General features: G+C 74.2%; 17 protein-coding genes. 7 read left to right on the top strand and 10 right to left on the bottom strand.

Annotation, left to right across the window (positions count from 1 at the left end; all coding sequences use genetic code 11):
* Nucleotides 1-29 precede the first annotated feature (29 nt).
* Together rfbB and ABT127_RS32555 are read left to right on the top strand one after the other, a co-directional pair.
* Complete coding sequence (rfbB, locus tag ABT127_RS32560) at nucleotides 30-1,010, top strand: dTDP-glucose 4,6-dehydratase (RefSeq protein WP_351457975.1); 981 nt, start codon at nucleotides 30-32, stop codon at nucleotides 1,008-1,010.
* Nucleotides 1,007-2,392, top strand: coding sequence for an NDP-hexose 2,3-dehydratase family protein (locus ABT127_RS32555; protein ID WP_351457972.1), 1,386 nt, complete (start codon nucleotides 1,007-1,009; stop codon nucleotides 2,390-2,392). The genes rfbB and ABT127_RS32555 overlap by 4 nt, the downstream gene beginning before the upstream one ends.
* A 90-nt stretch (nucleotides 2,393-2,482) precedes the next feature.
* Here the strand turns inward: ABT127_RS32555 and ABT127_RS32550 are convergent, their stop codons facing one another.
* Both ABT127_RS32550 and ABT127_RS32545 read right to left on the bottom strand, forming a co-directional pair.
* On the bottom strand, nucleotides 2,483-2,989 hold the full coding sequence (locus tag ABT127_RS32550; protein WP_351457970.1) for a carboxymuconolactone decarboxylase family protein: 507 nt from the start codon (nucleotides 2,987-2,989) through the stop codon (nucleotides 2,483-2,485).
* Between the two features lie 100 nt (nucleotides 2,990-3,089).
* Complete coding sequence (locus ABT127_RS32545; RefSeq protein ID WP_351457967.1) at nucleotides 3,090-3,833, bottom strand: gamma-glutamyl-gamma-aminobutyrate hydrolase family protein; 744 nt, start codon at nucleotides 3,831-3,833, stop codon at nucleotides 3,090-3,092.
* A 227-nt stretch (nucleotides 3,834-4,060) separates the two neighbouring features.
* Between ABT127_RS32545 and ABT127_RS32540 the strand changes: the two genes are divergently transcribed.
* From ABT127_RS32540 to ABT127_RS32530, 3 genes are all read left to right on the top strand, one after another.
* Entirely contained in the window at nucleotides 4,061-4,987 is a 927-nt protein-coding gene (locus tag ABT127_RS32540) for an ABC transporter ATP-binding protein (protein WP_351458108.1), read from the top strand.
* A complete protein-coding gene (locus ABT127_RS32535; protein WP_351457965.1) occupies nucleotides 4,984-5,811 on the top strand; it encodes an ABC transporter permease in 828 nt (275 codons plus the stop codon). Before ABT127_RS32540 ends, ABT127_RS32535 begins: the two co-directional genes overlap by 4 nt.
* Nucleotides 5,812-5,955: 144 nt before the next feature.
* Nucleotides 5,956-7,146, top strand: a complete 1,191-nt coding sequence (locus tag ABT127_RS32530; RefSeq protein WP_351457962.1) for a ParB/RepB/Spo0J family partition protein — start codon at nucleotides 5,956-5,958, stop codon at nucleotides 7,144-7,146.
* Here the strand turns inward: ABT127_RS32530 and ABT127_RS32525 are convergent.
* A complete protein-coding gene (locus ABT127_RS32525) occupies nucleotides 7,135-7,956 on the bottom strand; it encodes a helix-turn-helix domain-containing protein (RefSeq protein ID WP_351457959.1) in 822 nt (273 codons plus the stop codon). The two genes, ABT127_RS32530 and ABT127_RS32525, sit on opposite strands and share 12 nt — an antisense overlap.
* Nucleotides 7,957-8,117: 161 nt before the next feature.
* Between ABT127_RS32525 and ABT127_RS32520 the strand changes: the two genes are divergently transcribed.
* Together ABT127_RS32520 and ABT127_RS32515 are read left to right on the top strand one after the other, a co-directional pair.
* On the top strand, nucleotides 8,118-8,735 hold the full coding sequence (locus ABT127_RS32520; RefSeq protein ID WP_351457958.1) for a glyoxalase: 618 nt from the start codon (nucleotides 8,118-8,120) through the stop codon (nucleotides 8,733-8,735).
* A 79-nt stretch (nucleotides 8,736-8,814) separates the two neighbouring features.
* Nucleotides 8,815-9,258, top strand: a complete 444-nt coding sequence (locus ABT127_RS32515) for an iron chaperone (RefSeq protein ID WP_351457955.1) — start codon at nucleotides 8,815-8,817, stop codon at nucleotides 9,256-9,258.
* Between the two features lie 10 nt (nucleotides 9,259-9,268).
* Here the strand turns inward: ABT127_RS32515 and ABT127_RS32510 are convergent, their stop codons facing one another.
* The 7 genes from ABT127_RS32510 to ABT127_RS32480 all read right to left on the bottom strand — a co-directional run bounded on the left by ABT127_RS32510 (nucleotide 9,269) and on the right by ABT127_RS32480 (nucleotide 19,557).
* Nucleotides 9,269-11,509: a condensation domain-containing protein gene (locus tag ABT127_RS32510; protein WP_351457952.1), complete on the bottom strand. Its 2,241-nt coding sequence runs from the start codon at nucleotides 11,507-11,509 to the stop codon at nucleotides 9,269-9,271.
* Nucleotides 11,510-11,683: 174 nt separating this feature from the next.
* The gene (locus tag ABT127_RS32505; protein ID WP_351457949.1) at nucleotides 11,684-12,499 is read right to left on the bottom strand and encodes a 4'-phosphopantetheinyl transferase family protein; all 816 of its coding nucleotides are present in this window, start codon (nucleotides 12,497-12,499) and stop codon (nucleotides 11,684-11,686) included.
* Nucleotides 12,500-12,516: 17 nt separating this feature from the next.
* Nucleotides 12,517-14,271 (bottom strand): acyl-CoA dehydrogenase family protein, encoded by a 1,755-nt coding sequence (locus tag ABT127_RS32500; protein ID WP_351457947.1) that lies wholly within the window; start codon nucleotides 14,269-14,271, stop codon nucleotides 12,517-12,519.
* Entirely contained in the window at nucleotides 14,268-15,224 is a 957-nt protein-coding gene (locus tag ABT127_RS32495) for an aromatase/cyclase (protein ID WP_351457945.1), read from the bottom strand. Before ABT127_RS32495 ends, ABT127_RS32500 begins: the two co-directional genes overlap by 4 nt.
* Before the next feature lie 54 nt (nucleotides 15,225-15,278).
* The gene (gene fabG, locus ABT127_RS32490; protein WP_351457942.1) at nucleotides 15,279-16,082 is read right to left on the bottom strand and encodes a 3-oxoacyl-ACP reductase FabG; all 804 of its coding nucleotides are present in this window, start codon (nucleotides 16,080-16,082) and stop codon (nucleotides 15,279-15,281) included.
* The gene (locus ABT127_RS32485) at nucleotides 16,079-17,914 is read right to left on the bottom strand and encodes an FAD-dependent oxidoreductase (RefSeq protein WP_351457939.1); all 1,836 of its coding nucleotides are present in this window, start codon (nucleotides 17,912-17,914) and stop codon (nucleotides 16,079-16,081) included. Before ABT127_RS32485 ends, fabG begins: the two co-directional genes overlap by 4 nt.
* The gene (locus ABT127_RS32480; RefSeq protein ID WP_351457936.1) at nucleotides 17,914-19,557 is read right to left on the bottom strand and encodes a class I adenylate-forming enzyme family protein; all 1,644 of its coding nucleotides are present in this window, start codon (nucleotides 19,555-19,557) and stop codon (nucleotides 17,914-17,916) included. The genes ABT127_RS32485 and ABT127_RS32480 overlap by 1 nt, the downstream gene beginning before the upstream one ends.
* Between the last annotated feature and the right edge of the window lie 280 nt (nucleotides 19,558-19,837).

Below are 19,837 nucleotides of genomic sequence, written 5' to 3'. Positions count from 1 at the left end.
GCGTGGAATTCGGTCCGGGACGTGGCCGCATGAGAATCCTTGTCACCGGAGGAGCCGGATTCATCGGCTCCCACTACGTACGGACCCTGCTCGACGGCGGATACGCGGGGGCCCAGGACGCGCAGGTGACGGTCCTGGACGCGCTGACCTACGCGGGCAACCGGGACAACCTGCCCGCGGCCCATCCCCGGCTCGGCTTCGTGCACGGCGACATCCTCGACCGCCCGCTGCTGGCCGAGGTCCTGGCGGGCCAGGACGCGGTGGTGCACTTCGCCGCGGAGAGCCACGTCGACCGGTCCATCGCCAGCGGCGCGGCCTTCGTGCGCACCAACGTGGAGGGCACGCAGGCGCTGCTGGAGGGCTGCCTGGCCGCACGGGTGGGCCGCGTGGTCCACATCTCCACCGACGAGGTGTACGGCTCGATCGAGGAAGGGGTGTGGACCGAGCAGTCGCCGCTGCTGCCCAACTCCCCCTACGCCGCCGCCAAGGCCGCCTCCGACCTGATCGCGCTGGCCTACGTGCGCACCCACGGCCTCGATGTGTCGGTGACCCGCTGCTCCAACAACTACGGCCCCTACCAGCACCCGGAGAAGTTCATCCCGCTGGCCGTCACCCACCTCCTGGAGGGCCGGCCCGTCCCGGTCTACGGGGACGGCGGGCAGGTGCGCGAGTGGCTGCACGTGGACGACCACTGCCGGGCCGTGCACCAGGTGCTGACCCGGGGCCGGGCCGGCGAGGTCTACAACATCGGCGCGGGCACGGCCGTGCCCAACCTGGCCCTCGCCCACCGGATCGCCGCCCTGTGCGGCGCCGGACCGGAGATGATCCGGCACGTCAGCGACCGCAAGGGCCACGACCGGCGCTACGCGCTGGACCAGGGCCGCATCGAGCGCGAGCTGGGCCACCGGCCGCTGACCGGCTTCGAGGACGGGCTGGCCGCCACCGTGGCCTGGTACCGCGACAACCCGCAGTGGTGGAAGCCCGTCAAGGACGGCGGTGAGCGCCCGTGAGCGCCCCGGCCGTGCTCGTCGCGCGCACCGCGCCGGCCGTCGCCGACCGGCTGGCCCGCTCGGCCGCCGCGCCCGAGGGCTCGCACACCGCCACCGCCGCCGTGCCCGGCTGGCTGGCGGCGCACCGCCGCGCCGGCGGGGCGGTGGTGCGCCGGATCCCGTTCGCCGAGCTGGAGCACTGGTCGTTCGCGCCGCGCACCGGCAACCTCCACCACAGCAGCGGCAGGTTCTTCACCATCGAGGGCCTGCACGCCGACGGCCCGGACGGCACCTGGCAGCAGCCGATCATCGTGCAGCCGGAGATCGGCATCCTGGGCATCCTCGCCAAGGAGTTCGACGGCGTCCTGCACTTTTTGATGCAGGCCAAGATGGAGCCCGGCAACCCGAACCTGGTCCAGCTCTCACCCACCGTGCAGGCCACCCGCAGCAACTACACGCAGGCGCACGGCGGTTCGGCGGTGAAGTACCTGGAGCACTTCCTGTCGCCGCCGCCCGGGCAGGTCCTCACCGACGTGCTGCAGTCCGAGCACGGGGCGTGGTTCTACCGCAAACGCAACCGCAACATGATCGTCGAGGTGGGCGCGGACGTGGACGTCGCCGTCGACGACGCGTTCTGCTGGCTGACCCTGGGCCAGCTGGCCCGGCTGCTGCGCCTGGACAACGTGGTGAACATGGACGCCCGTACGGTGCTGGCGAGCGCGCCGTTCCCCTCGTCCGCGCCGCGGGCCCTGTCCAGCGACGCGGAGCTGCTGGCCTGGTTCACCGGGGAGCGGGCCCGCCAGGAGGTGCGCACCCGCCGGATGCCGCTGCGCGAGATCGCCGGATGGCACACGGGCGAGCACACGATCTCGCGGGCCGACGGCCGGTTTTTCGACGTGGCGGCCGTCCGCGTCGAGGGCGCGGGGCGGGAGGTGGCCGGCTGGAGCCAGCCGATCATCGAGCCGGTGGGCACCGGCGTCGTCGGCTTCGCCCACCGCGTCTTCGACGGCGTCGGGCACGTGCTGGTGCACGCCCGCATCGAGGGCGGCTTCCTCGACACCGCCGAGCTCGCGCCGACCGTGCAGTGCGTCCCGCAGAACTACCCGCCGGGCAGCGCCCGGCCGCGGTTCCTGGACGCGCTGCTCGGCGCGCCGGCCGGGCGCGTGCGCTACGCCAGCGTCCACTCCGAGGAGGGCGGGCGGTTCCTCAACGCCGAGAGCCGGTACCTGATCGTCGAGACCGACGAGGCGAGCACGCCGGCGAAGGCGCCGCCCGGCTACCACTGGGTCACCCCGGGCCAGCTGAACTGGCTGGCCGGGCACAGCCGTTACGTCAACGTGCAGGCCCGCACCCTGCTCGCCGTCCTCAACACCGACCCGGCCTTCACCGCCGCGCGGGCCTGAGCGGCGCAGGACACGGCAAAAAGAGGGGGGGTTCCACCCGGCGGTGCGCCGGGTGGCCCCCCCCTCTTTTTGCCGTGTGCGGGGCAAGGGTCAGGGAGCGGGGGTGAGCCGGGTGGTCATCGGCTTCCACGTCTTGGGGTTGACGCGCCAGTCCACCGGCTCCTGCTTGGTGGCGACGTTGACCCGGTTCCAGAGGTTGACCAGGCCGATGTGCATCACGACGGCGCCCAGCTGCTCGACGCTGAAGTGCCGGGCCGCCTCATTCCACACCTCGTCGGAGACCGGGTCCTGGACGCCGTCGATGCGGGTGGCGGCCTCGGCCAGGGCCAGCACGGAGCGCTCCGCGTCGGTGAAGCAGGTCTGCTCGCGCCAGGTCTCGACGACCGGCAGCCGCAGGTCCTCCTCCCCCGCCGCCTCGAACTCCGCCTGCTTCTTGGGCAGTTGTACGGTGCGGCCGTTGATCTGGCTCACCCGCAGGTGGACCAGGACCAGGGTCTTCAGCGGTACGCCCACGCTGTTGACGGCCTTCACCACGGCCCGCATCGGCGGCAGGACATCGGGAACCACGAGCGAGGGGTTGGGCATCCGAGGCGACATCTTGTGTTTCTCCTTCGCGTGGGTTCGAGAAGAGCACGCCCCGTCGAGGAATCAGGAGGGGGCGGCTTTTCCCGCATGGATGTGTCGGGGCAACCGGTGGTCAGGGTGTGCGGTGCCCGGCGGCGCGGGCGAGCGCGTGATGGAGCCGTCCGTCGGGCGTCTGGCCCGCCTCCCACTGCACGCCGACGGCGAACGGGTGGCCCTCGACCTCGACGGCCTCGACGGTGTCGTCGTCGGCCCAGCCGGTGGCGCTCAGCCCGGCGCCGAGCTTGTCGACGGCCTGGTGGTGGTGGCAGGCCGTCTCGGGCGCGGCCTCGGTCAGGATCGCCGCGAGGTGGCTGCCGGGCCGCACCCTGAGCGGGCGGCGGCCGAGCGTGAAGGTGCCCTCGGGCGGCCGGTGGCCGTCGTGGCCGGTGACCTCCGCCAGATGCTGGTGCAGCGTGCCCCCGTGCAGCACGTTGAGCAACTGCATGCCGCGGCAGACGGCCAGGACGGGCCTGCCCGCCTCGAGCACCGCGCCGAGCAGCGCGAGTTCGGCCCGGTCCGCGTCGGGGGTGACCGCCCTCGTCGCCGGGTGCGGCGTCTGCGCGTACAGCGCCGGGTCCACGTCCGGGCCGCCGGGGACCAGCAGTCCGTCGAGCCGGCCGGCCAGTTCCTCGACGCCGGGCAGCAGCGGGAGCAGCAGCGGGGTGCAGCCCGCGTCCGCCAGGTAGGACAGGTGCGCCTGCAGGGCGAGGCTGACCGTCAGCCGGCTGCCCTGGAGCGTCACCGGCGCGGTCCTGGCGCAGACCCCGATCACCGGCCGGGCCGGGCGCCGCGTCTCGCCGAAAGCGACTGAATTCATGTCCACCCTCACGGGATTCGGGTTCAACCGAGGAAATTGAGCAGATGAACCGGCGGGTCCGCCGGCAGCCGACGCGGCCAAAAATATCCGTGCGCCGAAGGCACGGCCATCGTTCAGATCGGGCGCGGCCGCAAAACTACTGAACGGAATAACTCCCCTGCTATCACAGGCGGACGGGGAGTTTTTGTCCCCGGAAAAGCTCTCGCAGGCATTCAACCGAGGTGACCATGATCGAGGCCAAGAACCTCACGAAACGCTACGGCGACAAGACCGCCGTGAACGACCTGTCGTTCACGGTCGAGCCCGGCCGTGTCACCGGGTTCCTGGGCCCGAACGGAGCGGGCAAGTCCACCACGATGCGCCTGTTGCTCGGCCTGGACCGGCCCGACTCCGGCACGGCCACCATCGACGGCGTGCCCTACCGCGCGCTGCCCCGGCCGCTGCGGTCGGTGGGCGCGCTGCTGGAGGCGCGCGCCGTGCACACCGGGCGCAGCGCCCACGACCACCTGCTGTGCCTGGCCCAGACGCAAGGGCTCGGCAAGCGCCGGGTGGACGAGGTCATCGAGCAGGTCGGCCTGGGCGCGGTGGCCCGCAAGCGCGCCGGGGGCTTCTCCCTGGGCATGGGCCAGCGGCTCGGCATCGCCGCCGCGCTGCTGGGCGACCCGGCCGCGCTGGTGCTGGACGAGCCGGTCAACGGGCTGGATCCCGAAGGCATCGTGTGGATCCGGAATCTGATGAAGTCGCTCGCCGCCGAGGGCCGGGCCGTCCTCGTCTCCAGCCATCTGATGAACGAGATGGCCGTGACCGCCGACCACCTGATCGTGATCGGGCGCGGCCGGCTGGTCGCCGACTGCTCCACCCAGGAGTTCATCGAGCGCAGCACCGAGCAGACGGTGCTGGTCAGGACGGCGGACGGCCCGCAGCTGGCCGAGCTGCTCAAGGCGGCGGGCGCCACCGTGACGGTCACCGGCGACGGTGACCTGGACGTCACGGGCCTGGAGGCGCCGCGGATCGCCGAACTCGCCTCCGCCGGCGGCCTGGTGCTGCACGAACTGGCGACCCGGCGCGGCTCGCTGGAGGAGGCCTTCATGGAACTGACCAAGGACGCCGTCGAGTACGACGCCGTCTCCCCCACCGCCGGAGGCGTGAAGTGAGCGCAGTGACCGCTCCCGTGGCCGTGACCGACGCCCGCGGGCCGAGCTTCGCGCACCTGATGCGCTCAGAGTGGACGAAGATCCGCTCCGTGCGCTCCACGATCTGGTCGCTGGGCATCCTGATCGTCCTCACCCTGATCTTCACGGTGCTGTTCATGGAGATGGGGGTGGCCAACTGGGACAAGAGCGACGCCTCGCAGCAGGCCGCCATGCGGCTCGACCCGACGGGGACCATCCTGGGCAGCGGCATCCTGCTGAGCCAGCTGGCGATCTGCGTGCTCGGCACGATGGTCATCGCCTCCGAGTACTCCACCGGCATGATCCGCTCCAGTCTGCTGGCGGTGCCCACGCGCACCCCGGTCCTGGCGGCCAAGGGCGCCGTGTTCGGGCTGCTGGTGCTGGTGGTGGGCGAAGTGACGTCCTTCGCCTCGTTCTTCATCGGCGCGCCCATCCTGCACGACAAGGCGCCGGTCTCGATCGGGGACGCGGGCGTGCTGCGCGCCGTCATCGGCTGCGGCGTCTACCTGGCGCTGCTGGGGCTGTTCGCGCTCGCGGCCGGGGCGATCATCCGGCACACGGCGGCGAGCATCACCGGCGTCATCGGTTTCGTCCTGGTGCTGGCCCCGATGGCCAAGCTGCTGCCGGGCAGCGTGGGCAAGCACATCCACGCGTATCTGCCCACGGAGGCCGGTTATCTGATCACCCAGCAGCACGCCCGCTCCGGTGACGTGCTGGGGCCCTGGCAGGGGCTCGGGGTGCTCGCGCTGTGGACGGCCGTGCTGCTGGTGGTGGCCGGCGTGCTGCTCAACCGGCGCGACGCCTGAGCGAGATGCTGTGCGAGGGACCCGTGCCGGCCTGCGGCGCGGGTCCCTCGGCGGTCTCGAGAGAACATCGACCTGTGCTCCACTGCAGCTGGAGACCCTCCTGCCACGCTCGACGGCAGCGGCAGCAGAGAGGGAGTAACGAGAATGGCTCAGAGCAACGCGCACGCCGTCTTGATCACGAGTGCATTCAACCCGGCCCGCGCAGAAGGTCCCGACGCCGGCGAGCGCGGCGAGTTCGACCTGAAGAACTTCGAGCGCCTGCCGGCGCGCGACGTCCCGCTCAGCGCGCTGTCCCCCGGTGTCTCCCTGCGTCAGGGCGGCACGGACGCCGCCCACATCCAGCTGCTCGCCGACGCCGCGGGCGCCGCCGACCTCCCGCCGATCCTGGTCCAGGTCGACGGCTGTCGCATCATCGACGGACTGCACCGCACGGAGGCGGCCCGGCTGCGCGGCGACGCGAGCATCCGGGCGCGCTTCGTGGACTGTTCCAACGCCGAGGCCCTGGTCATCGCCATGAAGGCGAACGGGTCGCACGGGCTGCCGCTGTGCCGGGCCGACCGTCTGGCGGGCGCCCAGCGGGTGCTGGGCTCGCACCCCGACTGGTCCGACCGGGCGATCGCCGGCATCACCGGGCTGAGCGCGAAGACCGTCGCCGCGCTGCGGGAGCGCTCGGGCCTGGCGGCGCCGGGCGACGGCAAGCGCATCGGCCAGGACGGCAGACGCCGGCCGGTGGACGCCGGCGAGGGCCGGCGGCGCGCCGCCGAGTACATCACGGCGCATCCCGGCGCCCCGCTGCGCCAGGTCGCCCGCGAGACGGACGTGTCCCTGGGCACGGTGCACGACGTGAGCGCCCGCCTGCGCCGCGGCGAGGCGCCCGAGCGCGAGGGCCGGCACACCGCCGCGCTGCGCTCGGCGCACATCCGCGCGGTGGAGGCCGTGGCCGTCGAGGCGGCCGCACCGCAGGCCGCCGGGCAGGGGCCGCAGGGCGGCGAGGGCGAGCGGGCGCCGCTGCGCATCGCGCCCGCCGAGCCCGCGCCGCCCACCCGCAGGAACCACACCGACACGCCGCCCACCTGGGCGATGGTGGCCTCCAAGATGGCCGCGGACCCGGCGGTCCGCTACACCGCGGGCGGGCGGGAGTTCCTGCGCTGGATGCAGCTGCACGCGGGCGAGCCGGGCGAGGACTGGCGTGCGCTGGTCGACGCGGTGCCGCTGCACTGGCTCGGGGTCATCGCGCCGATCGCCGAGCACATCGGCCGGGAGTGGGAGCTGCTCGCCGAGCGGCTGCGCAGCAAGCAGGACCCGGGCCGCACGCCCCCCGCCTCACGTCCGTGACAGCACCGGCCCGGCACCGGGCAGCCGCCGCAGGGCGGCCTCCGGGGCGGCCGAGGCGCACCCCGGGTGGGTGCGCACCGTGCGGGGCGGCTCGAGTGCGGGCAGCGCGAGCAGGACTGGCGGGTCGGTGGACAGCGCGGGGCGCAGCCGTACCGCGGCGCTGGTGACGTGGTGCGCGCAGACCGTCACGGGGGCCCGGCCGAATCCCGCCAGCAGGGTGGTGCGCGCCGGCTCGTCGCCGTCCGCGCCCGCCGCGACCGCCACCGCGCGCAGGTGCCACTGCCCCTCGGGGATGTCCTTGACGGAGTAGCAGGACGGCCGTCCGGCGGGCACGTCGATGACCGACCAGGCGGCGCAGGGGTGCTGGATCACCGGTGTGGCGAAGGCCCCCACGAAGACCCGGGCGTTGCCGAATCCCGGCGGCAGGGCGACGGTGCCGGCGACGGTGGCGCGAGCGCCCGGCGCCTGGCGGCCGGGCCGGGGCACCGCGTCCCACGCCCCGCGGCGCAGCCGGCCGGGTGAGACGCCGACGCCGGCGGTGAAGGCGTTGGTGAAGGAGCCCAGGCTGTTGTAGCCGACGGCGAGGGAGATGTCGGTGACGCTCATCGAGGTGGTCTCGATCAGGTGCCGGGCCCGGCCGATGCGGATCGCGGCGAGGAACTTCCCCGGGCTGATGCCGGTCTCGTCCTTGAACATCCGGGTGAAGTAGAAGCGGCTGAGCAGCACCCGGGAGGCGATCTGCGCGATGGACAGCGGTTCGTCGTAGCGCTCGCGCATGTACTCGATGGCCCGTTCCACCGCGTTGTCCATCACGCACCTCACAGGAGTCGTGGTCCGCTCAGCAGGCTGCCTCGGCGCCGTCGCGGGCCGCTCGAGGACCGCTCGAAGACGGCCGCAGGCCGGCTCGAGGAAGTGCTGCTGAGCAGGATCGGAGAAGCCGGGACGCGGGCGGCGGATCTAGCGTGGACACCATGACTTCCATCGCTTCCGTCACTCTCGAGGTCGCCGACCCCACGGCGGCCGCCCAGTTCTACCAGGACGCGTTCGGCCTGGACTCCTCGACGCTGCGGCTGCGGGCCGGCGAGACGCCGACGGACGGCTTTCGCGGGTTCACCCTGGCGCTGACCGTCTCCCAGCCGGCCGACGTGGACGGCTTCTTCGCCTCCGCGCTGGCCGCCGGTGCCACGCAGCTCAAGCCCGCCGCGAAGTCGCTGTGGGGTTACGGCGGTGTGCTGCGGGCCCCGGACGGGACCATCTGGAAGATCGCGACGTCGTCGAAGAAGGACAGCGGGCCGGCCACCCGCACCATCGACGAGACGGTCCTGCTGCTCGGCGTCGAGGACGTCAAGGCGAGCAAGCAGTTCTACGTCGAGCAGGGCCTGAGCACGGGCAAGAGCTTCGGCGGCAAGTACGCCGAGTTCAAGGCCGACGACTCCAGCCCGGTCAAGCTGGCGCTGTACAAGCGCCGGGGCCTGGCCAAGGACCTCGGGGTCGACGCGGAGGGCTCGGGATCGCACCGCATCGTGCTGGGCAGCACCGGCGCCGCCTTCACCGACCCCGACGGCTTCGCCTGGGAGGCGGCGGCCTGAGCGGGCCGGCCCCACGGTTTTCGACCTCCGGTGCGCGGATTCGGGCACCGGCTCCATCCCCCACGAGAGGCATTTCGACATGGCGAGCGCAGCGAAGGCAGCCGGCAAGCACGAGGGTTTCACCGCCGAGGAGCGCGCGGCGATGAAGGACCGCGCCAAGGAGACCAAGCGCGGCGCGCGCACCTCCAAGGCGGACACCGAGCAGGAGGTGCTGGCGAAGATCGCCGAGATGGCGGACGACGACCGGGTGCTCGCCGAGCGCATCCACAAGATCGTCACCAGTGCCGCCGCCGAGCTCACCCCCAAGCTCTGGTACGGGATGCCGGCCTATGCCAAGGACGGCAAGGTGGTGTGCCACTTCCAGAGCGCGGCCAAGTTCAAGTCGCGCTACGCCACGCTCGGTTTCAGCGACCAGGCCGCGCTCGACGACGGCCGGGTGTGGGCCACCTCGTTCGCCCTGACGAAGCTGACGGCGGCCGACGAGAAGCGCATCGCGGCCCTGGTGGAGCAGGCGGTGAGCTGACCGCCGCGGATCACGCCGGTGACCGCCGCACGTGCTCGTTGAGGAGCCGTGCGAGGTCACCGGCGTGCGGCCGTGCCAGCAGTTCCTCCAGCCGTACCCCGGTGTGCGCGCGCCGGTTGAGTTCGCGCAGCAGGTGCACGGCCACCAGCGGGTGCGCGCCGGACTCGACGGCGTGCGCGGCGGGATGGGGGGCGGGCCCGCCGAGGACGTCCTGCCATGCCTCGCGTACGAGCCGGCTCTCGGGCACCTCGGGCCAGGTCACCTCCCGGCTCTCGCGGGCCGCGGCGGCCGCGTCGGCCACCCGGGGCAGGTCGGCGCCGGTGATGGTGGCGAGCACGTCGCCGGCGGTGGTGGAGCGGCCGGCGGTGTGCGGGAGTTCGCGCAGCAGCCGGGCGCACAGCTGCACCAGGCGCCGGGCGTCGGTGTCGGTGACGCGGGCGCGGTCGTGGACGGCGGTCAGCAGCAGGGAGCCGTCCGGCTCGGCCGTGGCCAGCAGGGTGAGCGGGAAGGGCTGGGGGGCGCCCGTGCGGTGGGGGGCGTCGAGGTGGATGTCCTGGGCGGCGAGGGCGGCGGCGAGTGTGCCGGGCAGCTGGGGGCGGTGTTCGAAGGCGACCAGGCTGTCGAAGAGTTTCTCCCCTGCCGGGCGGCCGCTCCAGTGGTGCACCAGGTCCACGGACACCCATTCGTAGCAGGCCATGTCCAGGGCGCGGTCGCGCAGGTCGGCCAGCAGCCGCAGCAGCGGGCGGCGGGGGTCGACCCGCACCACCATGGGCAGCGCGTTCATCAGCAGGCCGGGCAGGCGCTCCACGCTGTCCAGGGCGATCCCGCGGCCGGACACCACGACGCCGAAGCCGACCGGTGCGGGGGTGCCGGCGCCGGCGGCCCGGTACAGCAGCAGTGCCCAGACGGCCTGCAGGGCCACCGACTCGGTGGCGGCGTGTGCGGTCGCCCAGGTCCGCAGCCGGCCGGCGGCGTCGGGGCCGAGGAGTTCGCGGGCCCGGCCCCAGCCGGGCAGGCCGGTGGCCGGTGCCGGCAGTCCCGGCCGCAGTGCGGGTTTCCCGGCGGGCAGGGCCGTCGTCCAAAAGGCGCGGGCCGCGGCGGTGTCCTGGCCGGCCAGCCAGCGTGCGTGGTCGCGGAAGTCGGGGCGGCGTTCGCGGCCCGCGAGCACTCCGTCGGCGAGGTAGGCGCGGTAGAACTCCTGCAGCAGCACGGACACGCTCCAGCTGTCCAGCAGGACGTGGTGGAAGGTGAGCAGGACCCGGGTCGAGGGCGGCGCGGGGGTGCCGGTGGCGGTGCGGCCGGGCTCGTCGAGGAGTGTGGCGCGCAGCAGGCCGGGCTCGCGCAGGTCGAAGCCGCGCAGCCGGTCGCGCTCGAGGAGGGCGTCCCAGTCGACCGTGTCGTGCGGGTGGCGGGCGACCTCGACGCGGACGTGGTCGTGCACGACGATGCGGGGGCTGTGCTCGAGCTCGTCGAGGTCGAAGGCGGCCCGCAGGACCGTCTCGCAGGCGGCGACGGACTGCCAGGCCGCGGTGAACCGGTCGGTGTCGAGCGGCCCGTGCCACTGCCAGTACAGCTGCTCGACGTAGCGGCCGGTGCCGCGGTGGGCGAGTGCGTCCAGCAGCAGCAGCTGCTGGTGCGGCGGGAGGGCGACGCTGTCCGCATGCGGCTCGGCGGGGCCGGGGGCGGGGGGTGGTTCGGCCGGCGGGGCCGCCACCGCGCGTGGTGCGGGGGGCTGGCCGTAGGCGTCCAGGAGGTCAGCCAGCAGCAGGCCGGCGGACTCGCCGTCGACGACGGCCCGGTGCACGACGAGCAGCAGGGTGTGGTGTTCGGGGCGGTGGGTGATCAGGACGGCGCGCAGCATTCCGGTGCGTGCGGGGTCGAGGTCGCGGCGGGCCTCGGCCAGCATCGCCGCGGACGGTGCGTGGCCGGACGGCGCGGACGTCGCGTGTTCGAGGACCGGGGCGCGGGCGGGGTCGACGTCGAGGCAGGGCCGTCCGTCGGTGCCGCGGGCCAGCCGGGCGGTGAGGCGGGGGTGGCGGGCGGTGAGCCGGGCGAGGGCGTCGTGCAGGGCGCGTTCGTCCAGCGGGCCGCGCAGGTCGATGGCGAAGGGCACGGTGGCGGGCGCACGGTGGGCTGCGGCGGGGTGCAGCAGGGCGATCTGGTGCTCGCTCAGGGGCACGGTGCCCGCGGTGGGGGTGCCGGGGGCTGCGGCCTGGGCGGGTGGCACGCCGTGCGGCTGGTGCTCGGTCATCGGCCATCTCCTGGGTCGGCATCCAGGGCGTGCGTCCTCCCGGCACGTCCCGGCTCGGTATCAACACCGTCCGGACACGAGTGTGCGGCGCGCCGCTGACACCGTGCTGACGTGCGGGCTCGGTTCCGAGCGATCGTCAAGGACGTCCCGAAGCCGTCTTGAGCGGCGGCGGGTTCACGGGTCGCAGAACTGTGCCATGGCGGCCGCGAAGCCCGGGTCGAGCGTGGTGTGGGCGGAGACGTCGTGGCCGGCGTCGAGTCCCTCGTCGTGGCAGGCGGTGCTGAGCAGGTAGCGGTCGAGGACGTGATGGGTGGCGAAGGCCCAGGCGGTGTCGTGGAGTGCGGATCCGTCGGGGGCGAGGAGACGGTCGCCGCAGGCGGTGAAGCCGAACTCGGTGAAGCGCAGGCGCTGTCCCTGGCCGAGTGCCTTGGTGTAGGCCTCTTTCAAAGTCCACAGGCGCAGGGTGCGGGCGGTCTTCTCGTGCGGCGGCAGGGGGGCCAGGGCGGCGGCTTCCGCGGGGGTGCACATCTGGGTGTGCAGCACCTCGACGTTCATGGGGCGGTCGGCGGGTTCGGCGTCGATGCCGATGCGGCCGTCCCGGCTCAGTGCGACCGCCATGAACTCGCCGGTGTGGGTCAGGCTGAGGTCGATCTGGTCGAAGCCGCGCAGGAAGGGCCGGCCGCCCAGCCGGTAGGCGATGTCGAGGAGTTCGGGGCGGGTGCCCAGGGCGGCGGCGGCCGTGCATTTCATCAGCAGCCGGGAGGCGGCGAAGCGGTGGCGCACCGTGGGGTCGGGGATGCGCCGCCAGCGCAGCCAGTCGCGGCGGCCCAGGATCCGGCGCAGGCGGGGTTCGGTGACGGCCGCGGGCAGCCAGGCGCCCCAGGTGGTGTGCACGACGGCGGTGCCGTGCCGGTGGAGTTCGGCGTGGACCTGGGGCCAGGGGCCGCGGGGCAGGACGTGGATGGGGGTGCCGATCACCGGCTGGGGCATGGGGGCGGCCTCCCTGTCTAGCCGGCGAGGTGGCTGGCGTACAGGTCGAGGCTGCGGTGCGCCGCGCAGCGGTCGAGGAGCTCGGCCAGGACCTCGCCGACGACGCCGTCGGGTACGGCCGGGCCGGTCGCGCCGAGTCTGCGCAGCAGGCGGGCCAGGGCCAGGACCGGCCAGGCGGGGCGGGCCTGGAAGGAGTCGGTGTCCGCTTCGTTCTCCCAGGCGGCCAGGCAGGCGGCGGCCGAGGCGATCAGGGCGTAGCGGTCCACGAGGGCGCAGGCGCGGGGGTCGGCCAGGGTCTGCCGGACGGAGGCGGGCAGGGTGGCGCATTCGGCGCGCAGGATGCGGGACTCGGTGAGGAAGGCCTGGGCGAGGCCGGCGAGCGCCGCCCATTGGGGGCCTTGTGCGCTGCGGGCGGCGAGCCGGTCGGTGGTGGTGACGAGGGCGGCGTGCAGGACGTCGTCGCCGCCGGTCAGCGACAGGGTGCGGTAGTCGAGGTCGGGCAGTGGCGCGGTGCGGGCGAAGAGGTGGCGGGGAGGGTGGGGTGCGGTGAACCAGGAGGTGCGGGCCAGGGCGCGCAGCCGGGGGGCGAGGACGGACTGGCAGGCGGCGCGGCCGGCGTGGCCGAGGCCGGCGACGGGCAGGTCGCGGCCGAGTTTGTCGAAGGCGCCGTAGTGGGTGTCGCGGGCGTAGCCGTGGGCGCCGAGCACGGTGGCGATCTCTTCGAGGTTCTCGCGCAGGATGTCCTGGGTGGTCAGTTTGACGGCCGCGGCGGCGAGATGGGCGCTGTCGGGCACCAGGCACAGGGCGCGCAGTCCGGTGTGGGCCATGCTGTCGCAGGCCAGCAGGTCGGCGAAGACGCCGGCCAGCGCGGTGTGGTGGCGGCGGGCGGGCTGCCCGCCCGGCCGTGCGGCGGTGGCGGCCTGGACGGCCAGGCGCAGGGCGCTGTCGACGCCGGCGACGAGGACGGCGGGGATCAGGCAGCGGTTGACCATGAAGGTGCGCAGGGCCAGGGACACGCCGTCGCCCTCCTGGCCGACCAGGGCGTGTGCGGGCACGGGGCAGGCGCGCAGTTCCAGGCCGGAGAAGTGGTTGCCGCGCATGCCGGGGGTGGGCCGCCGCGGCAGCGCGTGCAGGGCCCGGGCGGGCAGTGCGTCGCGTTCCAGGAGCAGCACGGAGTGGCTGCGGGCTCCGGGTTCGGGGGCGGTGCGGGCGTAGGTGACGAACATCGCGGCCCGTTCGGCGTTGATGATGACGTCCTTGCGGCCCTGTACGCGGTAGCCGTCCGTGGTGGGCCGGGCGGTGAACTCGTCGCGCAGGATGGCGTTGGCCTGGGTCAGTTCGTGGTGCAGGTGGGTGATGCGGCCGCCGTGGCCTGCGGTGAGCAGGTGGGCCGCGGTGCGTTCGCGCTGGGTGCGGCTGCCTGCCGCCCAGACGGCGGAGGCGCCGAACAGGGCGATGAGGCCGTAGCCGAAGCCGAGGGCGACGTCGCGGCGGAAGACGGGGCGCAGGACGCGGGCGAGCGCGTCGGGCCGGCCGAGCCGGCCGCCCAGGGTGCGGGGGACGAACTCGGCGGACAGGCCGCTGTGGGTGAGGAGGTGTTCGGTGGCCTCGGGGGTGGCCCGGCGGTCGTCGGCGTCCAGGAGGGCGCGCCGGCCGTGCGGGTTGCCGGGGTCGGCCGGGTCGCCCAGGAGGTGTTCCAGGCGGCGGGCGCGGGCGGCGGGGCCGGGCGGTGGGGCGGCGGGCCGCGGTCGGGTCTGCGCGGGGCTGGTCACAGGACGGTGACCGCGTTCTGTGCGTAGGACTTGGCGCGCTGGAGGGTGGTGGTGCTGTGGCCGCCCAGGACGCGGCGCACGTGCCGGCGGGCGGCGGCCAGGTCGGCGTGCGGGCCCAGTTCCGCGGCGATGGCCTCCTCGTGCAGCAGGACCTGGTGGTGGGCGGTGACGGTGACGCCCCGTTCGTCGGGGACCACGCTCCATTCGCCGGTGTGGGCGGCGATCAGCGGGTCGGTGGAGGACTGCTGGTAGACGATGCGGCCGGCGTGGGGGAAGCAGATCCGTACGGATTCGGCGGTGTGGCGGGTGCCGTCGGCGGTGCGGGTGTCCATCGTCGTCTCCTGGATGCCCGGGGTGCGTTCGGTGTGGGTCAGCCGGGTCACGTGCGGGAGCTGTTGGGGCCAGTCGCCGATCCGGTAGAGGAAGTCGTAGAGGAGTTCGGCGGGTCCGTTGACCCGTACGGAGTCCTCGAAGGCGAGGACCAGGGCGTCGAGGCGGTCCCAGCGGCGGGCCAGCCGGCCGATCCTGTCCAGCTGGGTGCGGCTGTTGGTGTCGACGGCCGCCTCGAGCCAGGCCGCCTGGCGGGGGTCGTCGCCGGTGAGGGTGTAGTGGTGGCTCAGGGTCAGCCGGGAGCGGTCCGCTGCCAGCGCCTGGACCTGCCAGGTGCCGGCCAAGGAGCGGGCCGGGGCGGCGGGCAGTTCGTGGTGGAAGTCGATGCGGCGGCGGGCGGGGTCCAGGGTGCGGCGCGAGGTCCACGAGGTGATCTCGCCGCTGGCCCGTACCCACATGCGCAGCCGTTCGCTGCGGCCGTCGAACTCGAGCTGTTCGACGTGGATGCTCGGCGGGAGGAACAGCGGCCAGGTGACGGCGTCGCCGATCAGCCCGTAGACCACGCCCGCCGGCGCGTCCACGCTCACCTCGTGGGTCGTACGGTGCACTCGCTCAGCGGACATGTCCACACCTCGCCTGTTGCTGGGATCGTCTCGACAAATTGAGGGCCCGGGGGGTCAGAAGTTGCCCAGGCCGCCGCACACGTTGAGGGCCTGGGCCGTGATCGAGGCGGCGTGCCGGGTGGTCAGGTAGCCGACCAGGCCGGCGACCTCCTCGGGGGTGGAGTAGCGGCCCAGCGGGATCTTGGCCTGGAAGGCCTGCAGGACCTCGTCCTCGGAGGTGTTCCAGGCGTCGGCGTAGCCCTGGCGGACCCGCTGGGCCATCGCGGTCTCCACATAGCCCGGGCAGACGGCGTTGACGGTCACGCCGGTGGGGGCGAGTTCCTTGCCCAGGGCCTTGGTGAAGCCGACGACGCCGTGCTTGGAGGCGGAGTAGGGGGCGCCGAGCACGACGCCCTGCTTGCCGGCGGTGGAGGCGATGTTGATGATCCGTCCTGCGGCGGCGCCCGCGAGGCCGCCGTTCTTCAGCGCTTCGCGGGTGACGAAGAAGACGCTGTGCAGGTTGGTGGCGATGACGTCGAACCACAGGTCGTCGGCGATGTCGGCGGTGGGGCCGCCGCCGCTGCGTCCGGCGTTGTTGACCAGGACGGTGATCGGGCCGAAGGTGTCGACGGCGGCCTTGACCAGCGCGGCGACGGACTCGGGCGAGCGGACGTCCGCGGCGGTGCCCTCGACCTCCAGGCCCTGTGCCCGCAGGTCCTCGACGGTCTGCTTGACCTGCTCGGGGTTGCGGGCGCACAGGAAGACGCGGTGGCCGCGGGCGGCCAGGTCCCGGGCGACGGCCAGGCCGATGCCGCTGGTGGCGCCGGTGACCAGAGCGACCGGCGGGGCGGCGGAGGGGGATGCGGGAGCTGACGTCATCGGGTGGACTCCAATTCCTTTTGGCCTGTTGGACTCGTCGTCTCGACCGTGTCCTGGATTGCTCGACGTGCGGCGGAGTGCGGCTCGAGCCCGGCTGCACGGCCGGCGGCCGGCGGCTGGAGCGGGGCGAGCGCGCGGGTCAGGTGACGCGGGGTCAGGCGGGTGCCGCGCGCGGCGAGGTAGCCGTCGGGCCGGATCAGGGCCCAGGCGCCGGGGGTCAGGCCGAGCGCGGTGCGGGTGGCGCCGTCGGGGTCGGCGAGGGGGCCGGGGTCGGTGCCGGTGCCGCCGACGGTGCGTACCGACAGCCACGCGCCGTGCGTGCGGGCCGCCCGGTGCGCGGTCCGCGCTGCGGTGCCGCCCGTGCTGTCCGCGGTGTCGGGGGCGACGAGCAGGGACCAGCGCACGTCGCGCAGTTCGCGGGCCAGGGCGCCGCCGGCCGTGGCGGCGGTGGCCGCGCGCCGGCCGGGCCGGGGGCCGCGCACCCGGCCCCGGCGGGGTCCCAGGGGGTGCGGGGTGGTCAGCGGGGAGCGGGCGTAGTGCAGGCGCAGCCCCGACATGCCGCCCAGGACCTTGCGCTGCAGGGCGCGGCGCAGCGCGGGCACGGCGCGTACGACGGTGAAGACCAGGGGCAGGGCGACGGCGGCCATCGTGTTCTTGAACTGGACCAGCCAGGTGGCGGTGCGGGTGGAGTCCAGCAGGGCGCGGCCGATGGGGACGCGTTCGTGGGAGTAGGTCTCCAGCAGGGTGCGGCCGGCGTGGCCGCGGTGGACCATGGCGAGTTTCCAGGCGAGGTTGTAGGCCTCCTGGATGCCGGTGTTCATGCCCTGGCCGGAGGCCGGGCTGTGGACGTGCGCGGCGTCGCCGGCCACGAAGACGCGGTGGTCGTGCATGCGCGGGACCATGCGCTGCTGGAAGGTGAACACCGAGGTCCACTCGGGCTCTTCGACGTGCACCGGGGTGCCCAGGCCGTGTGAGAGGAGGGCGGAGAGCCGGGCGGCGCAGTGCTGGGTGTCGTGGCCGGCGGGTGCGGTGTCCAGCAGCCGCCAGTGGCCGTCGCGGGCGTAGGGCACCATCATCAGGGCCTGTCTGCCGGTGTGCACCCAGTAGATGGTGTCGGGCGGCAGGTCGGTGGTGACGGCGGCGTCGGCGAGCATCCAGGTGTCGCGGCTCTCGCCGAGCAGCGGCAGGCCGAGTTCCTTGCGCACGGTGCTGTGGCCGCCGTCGCAGCCCACCAGCCAGGGCACCGTGCACTGCTCCTCCCACCCGCCGCCGTCAGCGGCGGTGGCGGTGCCGTCGGCGGTGGTGGTGCCGTCGGCGGTGGTGGTGCCGTCGGCGGCGGTGTGGTGCAGCCATACCCGTACGGCGTCGTCGTGCTGTTCCAGGCGCTGCAGGCGCACGCCCCATTCGATGTGCACGCCCAGCCGGCTCAGCGCGGCCCGCAGGACGGCCTCGGTGCGGGTCTGCTCGATGATGACGGTGTAGGGGTAGCGGGTGGGCATGGAGGCGTAGTCGGCCTGGAGGCGGACCAGGCGCCGGCCGCCCGCGTACATGGTGAAGGCGGCGTTGCGCCGGCCGTGCCACAGGATGTTCTCGGCCAGGCCCATCTGGTCGAAGGTCTCCAGGGTCCGCGGGTGCACGGCCACGGCCCGGCTGGTGCGTGCCGGTGCGGGGGCGGCGTCCACGACGCGCACCCGCAGTCCCCTGCGGGCGAGTTCGTGCGCGGCGGTGAGGCCGACCGGTCCGGCGCCGGCCACCAGCACGTCGTAGCCGGAGCCCTCGCCGGGGCCGGGGTGGGGGGCGGGGTGGGGTCGGGTGTCGGCCGGTGCGCTCATCACGGTCTCCCGGTGCCGGGGGTGGCGGGGGCGGTGGCTGCCATGGCGGGGTGTCCCTTCGGTGGGCTCGGGCGGTCCGCCGCCGCGCGGGCCAGGGCCCGCAGGGTGCGGCGGTCCGGCTTGCCGGTGGGGGTGCGCGGCAGGGCGTCGAGGACGTCGATGCGGCGGATCTGCTCGAAGCCGGCGAGCCGGCGGTTGGCCCGGGCGGCGATCGAGGCGAGCACGGCGCGGGGGGCGGGTGTGCCGTCCCCCGTGCCGGTGTGCAGGACGACCGCGGCCCAGGTGAGGTGTCCGTGCACGGGGTGGGGGCTGCCGGCGGCGGCGCACTCGGCGACGCGCGGGTCGGCGGCCAGGACGTGTTCGATGCGGCTGGGGGCGACGAGTTCGTTGTCGTGCTTGAAGACGTCGTCGAGGCGGTCGACGACGTGCAGCCGGCCCTCGTCGTCGAGCCAGCCGGCGTCCCCGGTGGACAGCCAGCCCTCCGCGTCGACGGCCGGGGCGGCGTGGGGGTCGAGGTAGCCGGCCATCACCTGCGGTCCGCGCACCTGGATCTCGCCGCTGGTCCACACCTCGACGCCGCGGCGGGTGGCGAGGTCCACGATCCGGCACTCGGTGCGGGCGACGGCGCGGCCGACGGCGCCGTGCTCCACGGGGTCGTCGGGGTGCTGCATGTGGGACAGCGGGGACAGTTCGGCCAGCCCGTAGCCCTGCAGGACGGGCACGCCCAGGGCGGTGCGCAGCCGGCGGGCGGCCTGCGGGGCCAGCGCGCTGCCGCCGGACATGACCGCGCGCAGCCGCGGCATGCGGCGGGGGGTCAGGCGTGCGTCGGCCGCGAGGCGGTGCAGGCGGGCGGGCAGGGAGTAGTAGTGGCTGGCGCCGTGCGCCGCGGCGGTGTCGAGCGCGGCGAGGGGGTCGGGGTCGGGGCACAGGATCTGCCGGGCGCCCGCCCAGAGCGCGGAGTTGAGGTGCATCGGGTGGAACAGCGGCAGGTGGTTGAGGGTGATCGCGTCGGCGTCGAGCCGGTGGGCCAGGGCGGTCTGTTCGGCGTTGGCGAGCAGGTTGCGGTGGGTCAGGCGCACGCCCTTGGCCGGCCCCGTGGTGCCGGTGGTGAACTGCACGCACGCCGGCGCCGCGGGATCGGCGGCGGCCGCCACAGGCGCCGCCGGTGGTGCGCTGCGCAGGGCGTCGTCCAGGGCGAGCGTCGCAGGGGGCAACGGCCCGGTGCCGGCGTCGGTGACGACGATGGTGCGCAGCAGGGGCAGCCGGGGGCGCAGGGCGACGAGCCGTTGCGCGACGGCCCCGGGCACCAGGGCGGTTGCGATGTGCGCCGCGGCGCACATGTGGAGCAGGGTGTCGTCGCCGGCCAGCGGGTTGAGCAGCACGACGGGGCGGCCGGCCCGGGCGGCGCCGTAGTAGGCGGCCGGGAAGACGGTGTCGAGGGTGTTGGCGACGCCGACGGGGGCGGCGGTGCCGGTGGGGGCGGGGTGGTGCAGGAAGCGGGCGACGCGGTCGGTGAGGGCGTCGAGTGCGGCGAAGGTGACGGTGGTCGTCCCGCTGGTCAGCGCGGGGGCGTCGGGGGTGCGGGCGGCGGCGCGGCGCAGGAGGCCGTCCAGGGTCGTGTCCGGGTGGGCGGGGTGCGGCACGGTCTGCGCCTCCTTGAGCGGGAGCGGCGTGGTGCTCGATCACGTTCGGCGCATCGGCTCGAGGAATGTTCGAAAGACGCTCGATCGCCGGCTGGGCAGACTGCGGTCATCACCGGAGCCTGGATGCGGTGTGTCGATCAGGAGGCAGCCATGACCGCAGCACCCGCCGAAGCCGCCGAAGCCACCGAAGCCACCGAAGCCACCGAAGCCACCGAAGCCACCGTGGACGCGGCCGCGTTCGCCGTGCTGTATGCGCAGGTCCAGCAGTTCTATGCGCGGC

This window comes from Streptomyces sp. NPDC001904 (assembly GCF_040297005.1).
GTDB lineage: Bacteria > Actinomycetota > Actinomycetes > Streptomycetales > Streptomycetaceae > Streptomyces.
This window is presented reverse-complemented; position numbering and strand designations above follow the sequence as displayed.